Source organism: Aquibium pacificum, assembly GCF_040839445.1.
Classification (GTDB): domain Bacteria; phylum Pseudomonadota; class Alphaproteobacteria; order Rhizobiales; family Rhizobiaceae; genus Aquibium; species Aquibium pacificus.
In genome coordinates this window covers 28,223-44,655 of the sequence record NZ_JBDPGJ010000002.1, presented here as the reverse complement: position 1 = coordinate 44,655, position 16,433 = coordinate 28,223, and the positions used below count along the sequence as shown (strand labels likewise).

At 59.8% G+C, this 16,433-nt stretch carries 14 protein-coding genes and 3 pseudogenes; 11 read left to right on the top strand and 6 right to left on the bottom strand.

The features are described from left to right. Nucleotides 1-33 precede the first annotated feature (33 nt). Nucleotides 34-804: pseudogene (locus tag ABGN05_RS06490) on the bottom strand (IS256 family transposase); the annotation flags it as partial. A gap of 192 nt (nt 805-996) precedes the next feature. Between ABGN05_RS06490 and ABGN05_RS30195 the strand changes: the two are divergent. From ABGN05_RS30195 to ABGN05_RS30230, 3 genes and pseudogenes are all read left to right on the top strand, one after another. Beyond that, a complete protein-coding gene (locus ABGN05_RS30195) occupies nt 997-1,383 on the top strand; it encodes an FAD-dependent monooxygenase (protein ID WP_373695902.1) in 387 nt (128 codons plus the stop codon). Between the two features lie 397 nt (nt 1,384-1,780). Next, nucleotides 1,781-1,942: pseudogene (locus ABGN05_RS30235) on the top strand (hypothetical protein); the annotation flags it as partial. A 118-nt stretch (nt 1,943-2,060) separates the two neighbouring features. Then, a complete protein-coding gene (locus ABGN05_RS30230; protein ID WP_444876170.1) occupies nt 2,061-2,141 on the top strand; it encodes a hypothetical protein in 81 nt (26 codons plus the stop codon). A gap of 192 nt (nt 2,142-2,333) precedes the next feature. Here ABGN05_RS30230 and ABGN05_RS06480 read toward each other — a convergent pair. Then, nucleotides 2,334-2,540 (bottom strand): annotated as a pseudogene (locus tag ABGN05_RS06480) (IS630 family transposase); the annotation flags it as partial. Nucleotides 2,541-3,113: 573 nt separating this feature from the next. Continuing rightward, nucleotides 3,114-3,509, bottom strand: coding sequence for a GMC family oxidoreductase N-terminal domain-containing protein (locus ABGN05_RS06475; protein ID WP_367953204.1), 396 nt, complete (start codon nt 3,507-3,509; stop codon nt 3,114-3,116). 167 nt (nt 3,510-3,676) lie between these two features. Here ABGN05_RS06475 and ABGN05_RS06470 point away from each other — a divergent pair. Beyond that, nucleotides 3,677-4,500, top strand: a protein-coding gene (locus ABGN05_RS06470) for an IS5 family transposase (RefSeq protein WP_367953203.1) whose coding sequence is annotated in 2 segments (ribosomal slippage) — nt 3,677-4,283 and nt 4,283-4,500 — 825 coding nt in all. Because the reading frame shifts where the segments join, the coding sequence is not laid out codon by codon here. A gap of 28 nt (nt 4,501-4,528) precedes the next feature. Here the strand turns inward: ABGN05_RS06470 and ABGN05_RS06465 are convergent. The 3 genes from ABGN05_RS06465 to ABGN05_RS06455 all read right to left on the bottom strand — a co-directional run bounded on the left by ABGN05_RS06465 (nt 4,529) and on the right by ABGN05_RS06455 (nt 8,258). After that, nucleotides 4,529-6,445, bottom strand: coding sequence for a propionyl-CoA synthetase (locus ABGN05_RS06465; protein ID WP_367954327.1), 1,917 nt, complete (start codon nt 6,443-6,445; stop codon nt 4,529-4,531). A 61-nt stretch (nt 6,446-6,506) separates the two neighbouring features. After that, nucleotides 6,507-7,361, bottom strand: a complete 855-nt coding sequence (locus ABGN05_RS06460) for a VOC family protein (RefSeq protein WP_367953202.1) — start codon at nt 7,359-7,361, stop codon at nt 6,507-6,509. Between the two features lie 24 nt (nt 7,362-7,385). Beyond that, entirely contained in the window at nt 7,386-8,258 is an 873-nt protein-coding gene (locus tag ABGN05_RS06455) for a VOC family protein (RefSeq protein ID WP_367953201.1), read from the bottom strand. 128 nt (nt 8,259-8,386) lie between these two features. On the opposite strand from ABGN05_RS06455, the gene ABGN05_RS06450 reads away from it, so the two are divergent. From ABGN05_RS06450 to ABGN05_RS06420, 7 genes are all read left to right on the top strand, one after another. Then, a complete protein-coding gene (locus ABGN05_RS06450) occupies nt 8,387-9,172 on the top strand; it encodes an IclR family transcriptional regulator (RefSeq protein WP_367953200.1) in 786 nt (261 codons plus the stop codon). A gap of 186 nt (nt 9,173-9,358) precedes the next feature. Further along, a complete protein-coding gene (locus ABGN05_RS06445; protein ID WP_367953199.1) occupies nt 9,359-10,690 on the top strand; it encodes an aromatic ring-hydroxylating oxygenase subunit alpha in 1,332 nt (443 codons plus the stop codon). A gap of 29 nt (nt 10,691-10,719) precedes the next feature. Further along, on the top strand, nt 10,720-11,232 hold the full coding sequence (locus ABGN05_RS06440; RefSeq protein WP_367953198.1) for an aromatic-ring-hydroxylating dioxygenase subunit beta: 513 nt from the start codon (nt 10,720-10,722) through the stop codon (nt 11,230-11,232). 72 nt (nt 11,233-11,304) lie between these two features. After that, nucleotides 11,305-12,336 (top strand): TAXI family TRAP transporter solute-binding subunit, encoded by a 1,032-nt coding sequence (locus tag ABGN05_RS06435; protein ID WP_367953197.1) that lies wholly within the window; start codon nt 11,305-11,307, stop codon nt 12,334-12,336. 92 nt (nt 12,337-12,428) lie between these two features. After that, nucleotides 12,429-14,405, top strand: coding sequence for a TRAP transporter permease (locus ABGN05_RS06430; protein WP_367953196.1), 1,977 nt, complete (start codon nt 12,429-12,431; stop codon nt 14,403-14,405). A gap of 2 nt (nt 14,406-14,407) precedes the next feature. Beyond that, nucleotides 14,408-15,157: a sulfite exporter TauE/SafE family protein gene (locus ABGN05_RS06425; RefSeq protein WP_367953195.1), complete on the top strand. Its 750-nt coding sequence runs from the start codon at nt 14,408-14,410 to the stop codon at nt 15,155-15,157. Between the two features lie 10 nt (nt 15,158-15,167). Further along, on the top strand, nt 15,168-16,391 hold the full coding sequence (locus ABGN05_RS06420; protein WP_367953194.1) for an NAD(P)/FAD-dependent oxidoreductase: 1,224 nt from the start codon (nt 15,168-15,170) through the stop codon (nt 16,389-16,391). Nucleotides 16,392-16,433 lie beyond the last annotated feature (42 nt).

Here is a 16,433-nt window from a genome sequence, read left to right as displayed (position 1 = left end):
CCGGCGAATCAACGATCGTCCAATGGAATCAGCCGACAGGAACTTCTTCAACAGGCCCACGCGGCAGCGCTGCCAGGTGGCCGAGAGAACCTTGGTGACGGCGGCCTTCAGGCCTTCATGGGCATCGGACACGACGAGCTTCACGCCGCGCAGGCCTCGTCGTGTCAGCTTGCGCAGGAACTCCGTCCATATCGGCTCGGCTTCAGACGTGCCGATCTCCATCCCAAGCACCTCGCGCCGGCCATCGCTGTTGACGCCGACCGCGATGATCACCGCGACCGAGACGATGCGCCCGCCGCGCCGGACCTTCAGGTAGGTTGCGTCGATCCACAGGTATGGCCAATCACCTTCGATCGGCCGTTCGAGGAAGGCCTTCACCTTGCCGTCGATCTCCTCGCAGAGGCGGCTGACCTGGCTCTTCGAGATGCCCGACATTCCCATCGCCTTGACGAGATCGTCGACCGAGCGCGTCGAGATGCCCTGGACATACGCCTCCTGGATCACCGCCGTCAGCGCCTTCTCGGCCATGCGACGCGGTTCCAGAAAGCCAGGGAAGTAGGAGCCCTTCCTGAGCTTGGGAATGCGCAGCTCGACGGTGCCGGCCCGCGTCTCCCAGTCCCGGTCGCGGTAGCCGTTGCGCTGCGCCGTCCGCAGCGGCGACTTCTCGCCATAGGCGGCGCCGGTGGCCGCGCCCACCTCCATCTCCATCAGCCGCTCGGCCGCGAAGCCGATCATCTCGCGCAGCAGATCGGCATCCGCGCTCTTCTCCACGAGCGCACGCAGGTTCATCATGTCGTCGGTCATCGGTGGTCTCTCCAGAAAGGTTGGCTTCGACAACCAGACCCTACCGGAAAGCGCCGATGACCACCGCGCTACCCAGCTACACCACGCCCCGGGACGTCACCCGGGCCCCGGGCCCCCGGGCCTGGGTGGACGGCGCGGGCGAGTTTTCAGGGCCTGTAATCGTCTGCTGAATGCCTTCGAGGATTTTGGCCTATGCAATTCCATCTCAACGGCTTCAAGCCTGGTGATCCGGAAATTTCCGAGCCGGCCGAGCGGTACCGCAACTCACGGCCCTCTGGAAATCTTCCCGCGCAAGCCGATGTCTTGATTGTTGGCTGCGGGCCGGCAGGTCTGACGTTGGCGGCGCAACTGGCGGCCTTTCCCGACATCAATACCCGGATTGTCGACCAGAAGCCCGGCCGATTGCTCGTCGGTCAGGCCGACGGAATCGGATGCCGCACGATGGAGATGTTCGAGGCCTACGGCTTCAGCGAGCGCGTAGTGAAAGAGGCGTATTGGGTTAATGAGACGTCGTTCTGGAAGCCGGGCGACAATCAGCGGGAAAACATCATCCGCCAGTGGACGGATCCAAGATACTGAAGACGGCCTGTCCGAATTCCCGCACGTCATCCTGAACCAAGCGCGGGTGCATGATTTTTTTCTGGATGTCATGCGCAATTCTCCGGTGCGGCTAGAGCCGGATTACGCGCGCCGCATGCTGGATCTCAGGATCGACTCGACAGCCTCTTTCGGCAACGGCGTGCCGATCAAACGCAACGCCCCCCCCCCCGGCCTGCCCGGTAACGGTCAGGCTCGAGCGGCTCGATCCCTCGCACGAAGGACAGGTCGAAACCGTGAAGGCTCGTTACGTCGTCGGTTGTGACGGGGCGCGTAGCGCCGTGCGCCAGTCCCTCGGTCGGGCGCTTTATGGGGATTCGGCCGCTGGCGTCTCTTCGCCTTCGCCGGTGCGGAAGACCCGGTCGCCCTTTCCTCCGGCCTCCGAGCGCTCTGCGAGTTTCTTGCCCGGTCCCCGCAATCTCCCGGCGCGAAATACACGCCGAGCGGGGCCGACATCGATTCCGTGATCGATTGTCGGGTTATCTTCCAGCAGGGTCATCGCGAGCTCAGCGTCGAAGCCATGCCTCCTTTCCTCCTCCCCCGGAAAGGCCGCTATAGGCTCCACGACTACGAAAAAATGTTCTGCCTCGACCTGAAGGTCGGCAACGACATTTTTCGACAGGAGGGGCATAGATCGAGCCGAGGGCTGCATTGTCGTTGTGCGGCCGGACCAGCACGTTGCGCATGTTCTCCCACTCGCGGCCTTTGCCGAGCTCGAGCTTACTTCGACGGGTTTCTGACGCAAGAAGATTGAGCTTTCGATGCCTTCAGATACGGAAAGGGCGGCAGCGATGCCTCCCATTCTCTTTTGCTCACAGATTAGCCGCGCCGTTTTTGGCTGTAGCAGGGCAACAAGAGCTTCCGGCGATTGTTTCCGGTCAATCTGTCGCGATTACCGATCGCTCTGCCAGCTCCAGCCCTGTCGCGGAATCGAGCCCGTCGGGAACACGGGCGTCGATCTGTTTGAGGAAGTCAAGAACTCGGTCGCACAGTGCCGCTTGTAGCATTTGCCATCACGAAGACCGAGGCGATATCGAGCGCGGCAAATAGCGACGTCGTGCTGTGCTGCACACAATTGTGGTCCGGCGCTCGGGCACGCCCGGCATCATCGGCAGGACCGGCTGCTCGCGGTCGACCGCCTAGATCTCCCTGTGACGCGTCTGATGGCCGACTACGGCGCGCGACTTATCGCAACTCAGATGGAACCGGAGCTCCTCGTCTCAATAATTGAGAAACGGAGTAGCACATTCATGACGGCTATAGCCTTTTCGATTGGAAGCGCTAAGTATGGTCCGAAGAATGCCATCCATCTGAGAGAATGCTATGGATTTGAACCAGCGTAAATTGACGTTTGCATTATTATTCAAGTGAGCGCCATGGTGGAACGTGGGAATTATCACTCAGAACTTACTTGCCGCACATGGATACGATGTTGGGCTAAGTCAGAGTTCCTCCGAGGACCACCAGCTTGAGCGTGTCTCAAAGGGTGAAGCTAATATCGGTATCGTCGGTGATTTGATGGCCGGGTGGGCGCAGCGTGGAACCGGCCCCCGCGCGGGGGTCGACTGCCCATGTGGAATTGACCGTGGACCAGATGATCAACCAACGCATGTGCAAGAAGCGACAGACGCGTTCGTCGCGCAATGGCACCCAGTTTCTACTCAATGTTCGGACCGCGAATCTGACGACTCCCTTCTTATAGCGCCTCCCGTTTACAGAACAGCGAGCAGGAAGCCCACAAACTTGCGCTGGTAGGACAAATCAGGCAGTCCGTTTCGTGCCCATCGGTCATTGTCGGCCCGATTGCCGCGCACATAGGCCATGGCATTTATCGACGACGAACCGCCGATCACCTTGCCTCGGGCGCATTCCATGCTGCGGTCGCCAAGCTGCTCTTCCGGTTCCGTCTCGTAGCCCCAGTCGTGCAGGCGCTTCTGCATGATGCGGCCCCAGCCGAGCGGGATCTGGATCCACGGATCGCGATCCCAGCCTCCGGCTTCGAGCAGCAGAACCGAACAGGACGGATCCTCCGCAAGCCGGTTGGCCAGCTCGCAGCCGGCCGATCCCGCGCCGACGATGATGAAGTCGAAGCCCCGCAAATCTTTCATTGTCGCATCCCCACAAGGTCTGTGATCTCACGCGACAACCCCCGCCGCGTCATCCCAAGGAGAGATGGGGCAGGCGGCCTCACTCCTAAGTGTCTGTTCCAAAAAGAGGTGAGTGATTTCAGCGGGTTGTGATTCAGTCGGATTGCTGAGATTCGACGGAGGTCACGATGCCCTGGACTGAAATCACCCGTCCGCACTATGAGCGGCGCTGCCTCCGCTACGCAAGCGATCTGACGGATGCGGAGTGGGCGCTGGTTGCACCATTGATGCCGGCGCCGAACCGGATCGGCCGGCCACGCAAGACGGACCTGCGTGAGGTCGTGAACGCGCTTCTCTACCTTGCGTCGGCCGGCTCTGCGTGGCGACTTTTGCCGAAGGACTTCCCGCCATTCTCGACGGTGCAGAAATACTTCTGGCGCTGGCGTGACGATGGCCTGCTGCGGACCATCAACAATGAACTCGTGATGGCGGCGCGCGAACGGGAGGGCCGGGAGGCGAGCCCGTCCGCCGGCGTCATCGGCAGTCAGAGCGTGAAAACCACGGAAAGCGGCGGCATACGAGGCTTCGACGCCGGCAAGAAGATCATGGGTCGCAAGCGCCACATCGTCGTCGACACGCTGGGCATGATGGTCGGACTGGTCGTTCACGCCGCCGACATTCAAGACCGCGACGGCGCGCCCGCCGTCCTCAAATCCATTCTCACGCGATGGCCGTGGCTGCGCCACGTCTTCGCCGACGGCGGCTATGCCGGACCGAAACTGCGGGGCGCCCTGCAAAAATCGGCTCGTTCACGATGCAGATCATCAAGCGATCCGACAGCGCCAAAGGCTTCGAGGTCCTTCTGCGCCGATGGGTGGTGGAGCGAACCTTCGCATGGCTGGGCAGATGCCGCAGACTGGCAAAGGACTTCGACCGGACCATCGCTTCCTCCGAAGCCTGGGTCTACTTGGCAAACATCCGCATGCTCACGCGAAGGCTCGCAAGGAACTGAAAACACAGCGGTCATTCCGATTCAGACTCTAAGGAGTGGCCAGGCCTGTCCGACGCTGCTTGATGACATCCGCGATCTCATCGAGGATGGCCGGATCGTCGATTGTTGCGGGCATATTCCATTCCTCGGCGTCGGCGATCTTCTTCATTGTGCCGCGCAAGATCTTTCCGGAGCGGGTCTTGGGGAGCCGCTTGACGGAGAATGCAATCTTGAATGCAGCGACCGCGCCTATACGCTCCCGCACAAGCTGGATCACTTCCCTTTCGATCGCATCCGAGTCACGCGTAACGCCACTCTTAAGAACGATGAAGCCGCACGGAACTTCCCCCTTTATCCTGTCGAACACGCCGACCACGGCACATTCAGCGACATCCGGATGCTCGGCCAAGACCTCCTCGATTGCTCCGGTCGAAAGCCTGTGGCCCGCGACATTGATGATGTCGTCCGTGCGGGACATGATGAAGAGATAGCCGTCGGCATCAATGAAGCCGGCATCCGCCGTCTTGTAGTGGCCGGGGAATTCTTCAAGATATGCTTCACGAAAGCGTTGCTCGGCATTCCACAGTGTAGGCAGACAGCCGGGCGGGAGTGGAAGCTTAATAACCACATTGCCGAGCGTATCGGTTGGGACTGGATGGCCCGCATCGTCCACGATCTGCACGTCGTAGCCAGGCATGGGAACGCCCGGCGACCCATATTTGACCGGCAATTTTCCAAGTCCGATCGGATTCTGGCTGATCGGGCTGCCCGTCTCTGTCTGCCACCAGTGGTCGATCACGGGTACCTTCAGATTCCGCTCCGCCCACTTGAGGGTCTCGGGATCGGCGCGCTCTCCGGCGAGGAACAGCGCGCGAAAGCGTGAGAGGTCGTACTCCCCGACGAGCTTTGCCTCCGGATCTTCCTTCCTGATGGCACGAAACGCCGTGGGGGCGGTGAAAAGCACGACCACTCCATGCTCGGCGATAACACGCCAGAAGGTGCCGGCGTCGGGGGTGCCCACGGGCTTGCCCTCGAAAAGCACAGTTGTGCAGCCATGGAAAAGGGGCGCGTAAGTTATGTATGAGTGACCGACAGCCCAGCCGATATCCGAAGCAGCCCAAAAGACTTCGCCGGGCCTGACGCCATATTCGTTCCACATCGACCAGCTGAGCGCGACCATGTGCCCGCCATTGTCGCGCACGACACCCTTTGGCTGGCCGGTGGTGCCGGAGGTGTAGAGGATATAGAGAGGATCAGTAGCGAGCACCGGAACGCAAGGTGCGTCGCGTCCTTCTGCTTTGACCATGTCGACGGCTTCCGCATAATCGATGTCGCGTCCCGCAATGAGATTGCAAGCAAGTTCAGTGCGCTGCACGATGATGCAGGTCTCGGGCTTCGAAGATGAAAGTGAAATGGCCTGGTCGAGCAGTGGCTTGTAGGCAACAGCGCGTCCTGGCTCGAGTCCGCAGGAGGCCGAAATGACAAGCTTTGGCTTGGCGTCGTCTATGCGCGTCGCGAGTTCCTTGGCGGCGAAGCCGCCGAACACGACCGAATGGATGACGCCTAGCCGCGCGCAAGCAAGCATTGCAAACACGGCTTCGGGGATCATCGGCATGTAGATGATAACACGGTCGCCTTTTTTTACTCCTTTGTCCTCCAGCACTGCTGCCAGGGCAATCACCTCGGCTTTCAACTCGGCATAGGTGAAGCTCCGCTTGCGACCCGTCATGGCGCTGTCGTAAATCAGCGCCGCCTGATCGCCTCGGCCGTTTGCGACATGGCGGTCGACCGCATTGTGGCAGGTATTGCACGTTGCGCCTACGAACCACCTGCCGTTGGCGCCTGCATCCATGTCCAGCACCCTCTCCCAGGGAGAGTACCAGTCCACTGCGCTTGCGGCCCCGGCCCAGAACCCTTCAGGGTCGCTTTTCCATTGCTCATAAACCTCAGCGTACCTTGCCGGCATTGTCAAATCCCCTCCAGATGCCGTGCATCAAGCGAATGAGCTACTTGCGTGCGAGACGGCCTCAGCGACGAAAATCGGCCGCCGGCTTGGAGCCCCATTTGCAGAAGCTCGAAGGCTCGAAACCAAACTGGCGCGGATTGTGGCCCTCCTCGTCCTCGATGGCATCCACGCCAACCGAGTATTCGAAGACCATGCCGTCCGGCCCCTTGAAGTAGAGGAAGCGCGCGCCGGACGTCGGATGCCGGCCGGGTCCGAAGACGATCGGTACGTTCCGCTCATGGAGGAAATTGTAGGAGCGCATGACGTCGTCGCTCGTTTGCACTTGGTGGTTGACATGCTGGATGCCGGCGCGGTCGGAAGCGAGCAGGGCGATGGTGTGGTGGATTTCATTGACCCGCATCAGCGGGATATCGCCGATGCGATCGCTAACTTTGGCATTGCAGACCTCGGTCCAGAACCGCTCGTCCCTGGAGGGATCAGTCGTGTAAAGGCCGATATGGCTGAAGCCCGTGATTCCCGCGTCACGTGTGGCAAAATAGCGTTTGCCACTGCGTTCGGGCCGTACCACGAGCTCGATATGGTTTCCGGTCGGATCGCGGAACCCGATAAACGCCTTCACTTTACGCAGGTCGCATTCCTCAGGCGTTCCGGCATGGACGGGGTGACCGAGCCGTTCGAGCGTGGCGGCGGCCAGTTGCAGGTTTTCCTCGTCCTCGACCTCGAAGCCCACAGTGTGGTCCTCCGGATCGCCGTCGAAATAGCACAGGGTATGGGCACGGTCGTCGGAACGCAGATAAGCCGCATTGCGGGCCGTTTCCGCCACCTCGAGACCAAGATATCCGGTTGCGAAGGACAGCGCGTCATCGAGGTCGCGCGTGCCGAGCCGCACATAAGAGACATCCTTTAGTTCGATCATCTGACTTGTCCTTTCCGTGAATTGCTAGCGCCGAGCCGCACCAAGTTCAGGGACACCTTCGCTCACCGATCCCCATGCGCAGAGCCCGTCGTTCGCAGAGCCGAACTGACGCGGCCGGTGGCGGGCGGGATCGATGATGTCGATCCCTGTAACGAAGCTGTACAGGTTCTTCTCAGGCCCTTCAAAATGCATGAACATCTGGTTGGAAGCGGTTTGCCTGCCTGGGCCCTGCACAACTTTTATCTGCCGGTCGAGAACGAAATATTTGCTCTGCATGAGGTTGTCGAGATCTTCCACCGTGAAGGCGATATAGAGCACGCCGTTCCGGTCGGAAGGATACAACGCGATACGGTGATGCTGGCTGTCTATGTTGAGGTACGTGATGCCGCCAGCCCAATCCGCGATTCGAGCGCCCAATATCTTCGTCCAGAACTGCACGTCGCGATCGTTGTCGGTGCTGCGCAAACCGACGCCCTGGAGGCCTTGCACCCCAGCGTCGCGCGTCGGAAAGAAACGTCGACCCGCGTGAAACGGGGCTATGACGAGATCGATGCGGTTGCCGCTGCCGTCGCGCGTCCGTATCGCGCGGCGAACGAAAAGTTGCTGGCACTGCTCATGATCGGCGCAGGCAACTTCAAAACCAGCCGCGGCGAGTTTTTCCGCGGCTTCGTTTAGAGACCGCTCGTTGGGAATTTCGATACCGACGCTGGTTTCGGACGGGTCGCCATCGAAAAGGCCGAGCGTGCGCAGACGGATATCGGAGCGGAACGACACCTCCACGTCAGTCTCGCGCGACTTTTCGAGACCAATGACCTCGCTTGCGAAAAGCGCATGCTTCTGCAAGTTCCGGCTACCAACGCGGACATAGGCGACTTGTTCGATGAGCTTATTACTCACGTCTCCTCCTGGGGGCGCAAGTGCCCCACCTTTTGAACGACGGAAAATATGTTGCAATCGGTCTCTCTTATGTCAAAATTTTGGGCTAGGGTTCTTCATATGTGAGATCGTTGAAGGAAATGATACCCATGCCCACGCCGCAAAACCACTCCGTCGTCAAGGCATTTGGGATTTTGAACCTGTTTAAAGCCAATCCCGGAGGCCTGACGCTGACGGAAATTGCACACCGGGCAAATCTGTCGGTGCCGACAGCGCATCGCTTCCTTCGTACTCTGCTGTCCGTGGGTGCGTTAGATCTCGCTCCGTCCAGCCGCTACAACATCGGGAAGGCTATCCAGCAGCTCGCCACTGCTGCCGATTTCGGGGGCGACTTGCAGACAATTCTGAATGGTCATGTGCAGCAACTCACCAACATCCTGAACGAGACGGTTCATATCGCCATTCGTAGCGGCGAAATGGTTCGTTACGTGGCTAAGGCCGAATCTTCGCGCAGTCTCAAAATCGTTACGCGCGTCGGAACAGAACTGGAGGGCTATTGCACCGGAGTGGGCAAGGTGCTGCTTGCCCACCTGCCGGAGGAGAAGGTCCAGCTGTACGTTAAAGGGGGAAATTTCGTGAAGCTGACGCCCAATACTATTGTCAGCGGTTCCGACTTGATGGTCGAACTCGAAGCGATCCGGCGGCAAGGATTTGCACTCGACGATGAGGAATTCGAAGAGGGTCTGCGCTGTCTCGCTGTTCCGATAGCCATTAGGGGAACCGTCGTTGCGGCGATATCGACCTCGGGTCCGAGCGCTAGAATCAAGGATGCGGACCTACAGCGGATACGCAGCGAACTTGACCGCCGCGCCAGCCTCATCAGCACCGAAATCCGCAACAGCCGGTTTGCGGAAAAGGCCTTATCTTTCCTTTGAGGATGGAGCCCGATAGAGAATGCGCATCCTAAGTAGGCGGGTTCAGTTTCTTCATTAATGAGAAACGGCTTCCAGCAATGTTGAGGTGTCCGGACCTGTGCCATAGGTTGGACCTAGAAAAATGGCATGGTCGCCGACCCACACAGCTGGCGCGCGTCACATGCATTTCTGGTTGGAGGAATTATTATGAACAAGCAGATGTCTGGGGTTTCGCTCAAAGGAGAGGCGATCAGCAACAGTCTGGCGGGTTTAGACAGTTTCGCCGATCTCGCTTCGGATGCGCGCGTCCATTCCGGGATCTATACTCGGCCGGACGTCTTCGAAGCGGAAATGGAGCGCGTGTTCTACAAGACGTGGGTCTATATCGGCCACGAAAGCGAGGTTCCCAAGGAGGGCGAGTTCAAACTTCGGCAGATTGGTCGCCAGCCCGTGATCCTGGTTCGCGGCAGCAATGGCCAAGTTAATGTGCTGCTCAATCGCTGCCGCCATCGCGGCGCAGTTGTGGCAGAAGTGGAAAGCGGCAAGACCAAGTTCTTTCGCTGCTGGTACCATGGCTGGACTTACGACACTGACGGCAAGCTTGTCCAAGTCACCGGCGCTGATGCCTACGAGGATGGCTTCTGCGAAAAGGTCGGCGGTTTGGCTAGGCCGCCGCGTGTTGAGAACTACCGCGGCTTCGTTTTTGCAAGCCTGGCTGAGGAAGGCATTGGCCTGCGCGAGCATCTCGGCAAGGCTGCCGAAATGCTCGACTATCTGATTGACGCCTCGCCAACGGGGAAGATCCGGCTGGATGCAGGTGTTCACAAGACGACATATCGCGGAAACTGGAAGCTGGTCGGTATGGACGGCTACCATGTTTATTACGTTCATGCGTCCGTGATCGCGGTCTGGCACGCGAAGGCCGACTCGGGCGCCGGCGCCACGCATCGCCATGATCCGTATGACGACAAGTCCTTGAGCGTAACGCGTGATCTGGGCAATGGCCACTGCATGCTCGACCTACGCAAACATCGGCTGAAGCACGTCGATGAATATCTTGCTTTCCTGGAGCGCTCGCCGGGCGGCAGCGAATATATTGCCTCAATGTATGAGAAGCACGGAAAGGAACGGGGCCGCGAACTCCTGTCGCTCGCCGGCGATCCACATGTCGGCATATTCCCGAACATGCAGATCATTAACAATCAGGTCCGAATCATGAACCCGATCTCCGCCAACGAGACCGAGATCCTGATGTTCCCCGTTCTCTTCGAGGGCGTGCCGGACGAGATCAACAGCATGCGGCTTCGTCAGCACGAATCGTTCTACGGCCCCGCGGGAGCGGGTTCTCCGGACGACGCGGAGATTTTCGAACGCACTCAGCGCGGAATGCATGCGCAGGTCGAGCCGTGGATCGACATTTCCCGAGGCCTCAACCGCGAGCGCATTGACGAGGATGGCACGACGATCGGTCTCATCTCCGACGAGGTCACGCAGCGCGCGCAGGTGCGGGAATGGCGTCGGCTGATGGACGCGGGCTAGACCGGCTGTAAGATCAGAAGGAAGTAGTTATGAACCTCGTATCCCCGGCTCGTTCTGCGCATCAGGACGAGGCAGAAACCCTGCGTCTTTACGAAAGCTTCGTTTATCGGGAAGCGCGGCTGATGGACAACCATCAATACGACGAATGGTTCAAGCTCTGGACGGAAGACGCGCTCTACTGGCTTCCGTGCAACGAGGAAGACTTGGACATCCACAAGTCCGTCTCGCTGATCTACGAAAATCTTGAGAAGATCGAAGAGCGCATCCTTCGCCTCAAAGGCAAGTTCGCGCACGCCCAGTCGCCGAAGTCGCGGTTGATGCGCATCGTCTCGAACATCGAGATTGAGTCGGTCAGCGACAGCGAGATTATTGGCACCTCATGCTTTGTGCTCGGAGATGTGAGGCTGGACCGGCAGAATGTCTGGTTCGGCCGCAACCACCATACGCTGATACGGACGGAGGACGGCCTGAAGATGAGGAAGAAGAAGGTATTTATCCTCAACAATGACAGCCCGATGGCCAATCTTACATTTCTTGTCTGACCGCATCGCGTTTGTGCGGCTGCCGGAACGTTTCACGCGGACACGATATTGATCTTAACAGGGAGGAATACAGTGGACATTAGATTTGCAGGTGCAATATCGGCACTCGTCGTAAGCCTTGGGATGACTGCAGCAACCTCGGCGCAGGATGCGGCTGCGCTCGATACTTCCGAACCGGTCGTCGCCACAATCGCTGGATATTCCGCCGGTGGCATGGCAAGCCTCCTTGGCGAAGGTCAGGCGCTGACGGTCCGCAAGCATTATCCCGGTTCCAACATCGTCTATGAGCCCGGCAACCCTGCAGGTTCCATGGTGGCCGTCGCCAATGGCGAGCGCGAATTCGCTCTCGAGACTTCAATCGAGATCGGCATGGCGCAACGTGGCGAAGCGCCGTTCCGGGAAGCCTACGGAGACAAGATTTCCGGTATTGTCGCGATTGGCCCCAAATTGACCACGGCTCACGTTTATGGCCGCGCTGCTTTCCTAGACGAGCACGACATCAAGTCGTTCGCCGACATCAAGGAGCGCAAGATCCCTGTCCGCATTTCGATCAACCAACCTGGCAATCTTTGGGCCCGCGCGCATGTCGTGGCGATCCTCAACCAATACGGCCTGACGATGGAAGAACTGGAGTCTTTCGGCGGTACGCTGATTCCGCAGAGCACCGGTCCGACTCATGAACTGATGAAGGACAGCCGCGCCGACATCATCATCACCGGCGGCTTCGCTCCGGTAGGCAGCGTCATCGAGCTCAATTCCACAACGCCGCTGCGCTTCCTTCCGATGACCGCGGAAGAGGCTGCCGCAGCCGCCAAGCAGATGAATGTCGACGTCGGCGTCATCCCGGCTGGGACATACGACTTCCAGACCGAAGATCTGCACGTTCCGGTATCCACCCACTATATCGTGGCCGGCCCCGCGGCGACCGACGAGCAGGCATACAAGTTCGCCAAGTCCGTCAATGCCGAACTGGCCGATTTCCAGGCGATGCATCCGGCTTTCCAGGCCGCGACCAAAGAGACTCTGGTTCCCAAAGTCGAGGGGCTGAGGATCCATCCGGGCGCCGCGGCCTTCTACAAGGAAGCCGGCCTGCTTCCGAATTGAGTCTCGGGGAGACACAAGAGCGTCGCACGTATGCCATGTGCGGCGCTCTCCTCTTATCTAGGTTGCATTTTCCAGATTGTTGAAGAGGCACCATGCCCCCGACTGTCCGCGTTCGGAATCTTATCCTCGGAGCCGACAAGGTTGAACTATCGCCGATCACTCGGGCTGTCGCAATCGCACTCGCCGTTCCGCTGGCCGTATTCGAGTTCTGGCTGGCACTTTATGGCAACGTTTCGCCGATTGTGCTGGGTCTCGCCTTTGTGACGCCTCTCTTCGTTATCGCTTTACTTACAACTTCAGGAGTAACCGGCCGTACTTACCTGAGCTATTGGGACGTCTCTCTGGCGATCGCCACTGCGCTCAGCGGCAGCTATCTTCTCACCCAGGCTGGCGCACTGTCCGAATGGATTCTCGGCATCAGCCGGTTCGACGTGCTGGGCCAGATAAGTGGCGCCGTTCTCATCATTGTGACCTTCGTCCTCATGAAGCGCTGCATCGGTCTCGGCATGACCGTGATGGTCGGTATCCTGTTTGGTTATGTTGCCTTCGGCCATTTGCTGCCGGGCGTCTTCTATCATCGGCCGTTCGGTGTGCCGGAGATTATCGAGCAATCGATCATCAGCATCAATGGCGGATTGTTCGGCGCTCCAGTGGCGGCCGCGGCCGTTTATGTTTATCTTTTTGTGGTTTTCGGCAAGATGCTGGAAGTCAGCGGGGGCGGCCAGTTCTTTTTCAATCTGGCCGCGTTAGTGGCCGGAAGGCGCCAGGGCGGCGTCGCCAAGGTGGCGGTAGTTTCTAGCGGCCTGTTCGGCATGATCTCGGGCAGTCCGACGGCTGACATCATGACTACCGGCAGCGTTACGGTGCCCATGATGAAGAAGGTCGGCTATCCGGCCGTCATGGCTGGGGCCATCGAGACTGTCGCGTCGGTGGGCGGCAGCTTCCTGCCGCCGGTCATGGGCGCGGTGGTATTCGTGCTGGTCGAGTTCACCGGCATCTCCTATTCGGAGGTGATCAAGGCTTCGATCGTCATTGCCCTGCTTTACTATTTGTCCGTCTATCTGCAGGTCCATCATTATTCGACTATGCATGGATACGGGCGCCTGCCCGATGATCAGATCCTGACCTTCTGGTCGGTCATGCGCGAGGGTTGGATGTTCGTGATCCCGCTTGGCACGCTGGTCGTCATGATCGAGCAGGGCTTCACTCCGCAATACAGTGTCACTGTCGGCATCATTCTGACGATTTTCTTCAGTTGGTTCAACAAGGCGAAGGAGCTTAGGATTGGACCGAAGAAGCTTCTGAACGTCATCGTGGAGGCGACGGTGATGCTCGCTCCGCTGGTCGCTGCGGTGGCCGGTGCGGGCCTGGTCGAACAGTCGCTGAACGTCACTGGTCTCGCGTCGAAGATTTCGTTCCAACTCTTCGAGATGACGCAAGGCATGCCTGTCCTGATCCTGATGCTCGCTGGCGTAATTACGATCATCCTGGGAATGGGAATGCCGGTCACCGCGGTTTATACGCTGGCTGCGGTCCTGCTGGCGCCGGGTCTCGTCCAGGCCGGTTTCGGCCTGCTCGCATCGCATCTGTTCCTGGTTTGGTTCGCGGTCGCTTCGCACATCACACCGCCGGTGGCGGTCGCAGCCTATGTGGCAAGTACGATAGCCAAGGCCTCGCCGATGGAGGTCGCGAACGCCTCTGTGCGGCTCGGGATGGTGGCCTTTCTGCTGCCTTTCGCCTTCACCGTCAGATCAGGGCTTCTGATGGATGGAACGTGGGCCGAGATTTGCCTCGATGTCGGTCTGACCGCGGCGGCCATTTACATATTGGCAGCAGCGTCCATTGGGTTCTGCCGTTCGCGAATTTCGCCGCTGATCCGGATAGCGCTGGTCCCATGTGCGTTGACCGCCCTCTTCGCGTGGTCGATGCCTTTGCTTGCCGTCACTGCCGCAGTCGCTGGCTGCGCGATATTGACGCTTAATCATCTCTACGCTCGCAGGAATGCGGAACCAGCCGCGGAACCTCCGGTCGAGACCATGGTCAAGCTCGACGCCGACATGCGCAGGTAGCCATGTTTGAAACGATGACGTTGCAGGCGGCCGCCGTCGCCTTGGCCGCATTCCTCTGCGGAGGTTTTATCAAGGGATTGACCGGCATCGGCCTTCCGATGGTGGCGCTTCCCATTCTGTCGCTGGTGTTCACCATCCCCGAGGCGGTCGGACTGACGATGGTTCCCATCCTCGTCTCCAACGGCTGGCAGGCTCTCACCAGCGGCGCTTTTCTGCCGGTCGTGCGGCGGTTCTGGCCCATGCAGTTGACGATGGCCGTGGCGATCGTTTTCTCCTCGAGCTTCATGGTCAGGCTCGACGACCAGCAGCTGCTGTTTTGGGCGGGAATGGCGCTGGCGCTCTCGGCCGTTGGCCTGAGGCTGCGCGGCACCTTTCAGGTTCCAGCGCGCCTCGAGCGGGTGACAGGTGTCGCTGTCGGCTTGTTTGCCGGAATGGTGGGCGGGGTAAGCTCGCTGTTTGGCATTCCGATCATCGTTTACATGATGAGCATCGGGCTCTCCAAGGCGGAGTTCATCTCCTCGATCTCCATCATATACCTCTTCGCGGGCATTCCGTTTCTGTTCGGCCTTCTCTACTTCGGCGCTGTGGCGCCGGGGGATCTGGTGTTCTCCGCGATGGCTGTGGTTCCTGTGATGGTCGGACTGACTGCGGCCCGTCTTGTCCTGCGCGGCGTCGACGACAAGCTGTTCCACAAGCTCCTGCTCGCGCTCCTGATGTTCCTAGGCGCCAGCATGATGTATCGCGGCATTTAGGAGGAACTTGATGATGTTGTCGACGATTGTCGTGGCGGGCGGAGGCCAGTCGGGCGGCCGGATGGCGGAGGCGTTGCGGACGGAAGGCTATACCGGGCGCATCCTGCTCGTCGGCGAAGAGCCGCATCTGCCTTACGAGCGTCCGCCGCTCTCCAAGGACGTTGCCACGGGAAGTTCCGAGGAAGCGACGGCGGCGCTGGGCGACGAGGTTTTCTGGAAGGAGCGCCGGATCGAATTGGAGTTGGGATCGGCAATCGAGGCGATCGATACGAAGCGGAAATCCGTCTCGATCGCCGGACGCGCCGCGATCGGCTACGACCAGCTTGTTCTTGCCACTGGCGCGCGGCCGCGCCGTCTGCCGCTTTTCGACGATCCGGCTCTGCCGATCACCTATCTTCGGACGCTCACCGATGCGCGCTGGGTACGCGAACGGCTCGCTCCCGGGCGCCGGGTCATCATCATCGGCGCCGGCGTCATCGGGCTGGAGATTGCTTCCAGCGTCGTCAAGATGGGTGGGCACGCGACGGTCATTGAAGCCGCGCCGGGTGTCATGGGCAGGGCGGCGACGCCCACCGTCGCAGGCTGGATGCTGCGGCTTCAGCGTCAGAATGGGGTGAACTTTCATTTGAACGCACGGATCGAGAAAGTCGACAGAGCGGCGGATGGACTCGTGGTCACCTTGGACGACGACAGCAGGATCGAAGGTGATTTCGCGGTCGTGGGGATTGGCGTCGTTCCCAACGACCAACTCGCGGCCGAGGGGGGGATTTCCGTGAACGACGGCGTCATTGTCGATGCCCAGGGGCGTACGTCCGACCCGGCTGTGTGGGCGGTCGGCGATGTCGCACGCCATCCGGTAGCAGGACAACTCGTTCGGCAGGAGACATGGCGGCATGCGGACAATCATCCGCGGGTGGTGGCGAAGGCCATCCTCGGTGGAGGCGATCGCTACGAAGAAATTCCGGGTTACTGGTCTGATCAGTTCGGACAACGGCTCCAGGTCGAAGGCAGCCTGGCGGGAGAGGAAGTTATCCGCAATGCCGGCGACGGCGCGGCGCCTATGGCGTTCTATCTGCTGGGGGGAAAACTTGTCGGGATGGCCGCGCTACAGAATTCAAAGGGGGTTGCGCTGGCGCGCCGGATGATCGCATCAGGCTCTTCCTTCTCACCCGCCGATCTGGCCGACCCGTCCGTCGACCTGCGTGCGCTGCTGAAAAAGCAGGCTTCCGCATAGTGAGAACCGATTTCCTTTCGATTTACCTCCGGGCGGCGGGGC